Annotated in this window: 1 protein-coding gene; it reads right to left on the bottom strand. The window is 53.8% G+C overall.

From position 1 onward, the window contains the following. Positions 1-277: 277 nt before the first annotated feature. Positions 278-724 carry a hypothetical protein gene (locus MPN20_RS17135; RefSeq protein ID WP_114355012.1) on the bottom strand — a complete coding sequence of 149 codons (447 nt, stop codon included), beginning with the start codon at positions 722-724 and terminating at the stop codon, positions 278-280. Between the last annotated feature and the right edge of the window lie 131 nt (positions 725-855).

Raw genomic sequence — 855 nt, forward strand, 5'->3', positions numbered from 1 at the left:
GTGTCATTGCGACGGTCCTGGGTGTAGTTGGGTTTGTCGGCGCCGCGGTGGTGAAGTTCGGTATTCGCCTCACCCGCACACCAAATGGTAGGTCTTAGTAGTACTAGGCAAGAGTCAAAGCGGTGCTGGGCTGGACAGATCTGTCAGCGAACGCAGCCAACCGTTTAGCAGATTTGTGAGCTCGCATACCCGATAGACATCCATCGTTAGCTGCTTCGTCCTTGTTGGCGGCCCCCTCCGCATCGTCGACACGGACGGGATGTTTATAGACTCGTGCTCACTTGCGAGTTGCGGTAGAGACTTCACCGAGTAGAGCATCGGATGCATTAAACATGCCGTAAGCGCCGTCTACGAGCGTGTACTGCTCTCCCTGCATACCGAGGAAATATACGAATTCTTCCTTGTCCTCGGGGGGTGCGGTGAGAAAGTCCGTTGGGCTTCCGCAAGCGTTGTCCCACGAGAAAGTGATCGTGTCACCTGGGTTTATCGTTCCCTTGAAAACATCCTTTACGTGAGTTTCTGCCGAACTCTCACCGGCCTCATTGAGGTCCCCGACGATGACTGCAACTGACTCATCGATTAAAGCTTCAACATCAGGATCTTGTGCATATGCCCCGCACGAAACCACCTGGCCTCCCTCCGGCTCAGAGCTGCAGGCAACCGTGAAGCCTAGTGTCAGTACCGCAGAGAGAACCACCGCAGTTCGAGTAAAAACATGCTTCACAGGTGCTCCTAGTAGATGAGATTGATTCCAGCTACATCACCCTTGCCAAGGGTGCGCTGCGAAGTTTCACATGTATTCGATTGAGGCTTCATTACCTGTTTAGTCGACATCGCAACGTGGCCGAGGCCGAA

Origin of the sequence: Brevibacterium sp. ZH18, from assembly GCF_022748595.1 — a bacterium.
In the GTDB taxonomy this organism is placed as follows: Bacteria; Actinomycetota; Actinomycetes; order Actinomycetales; family Brevibacteriaceae; genus Brevibacterium.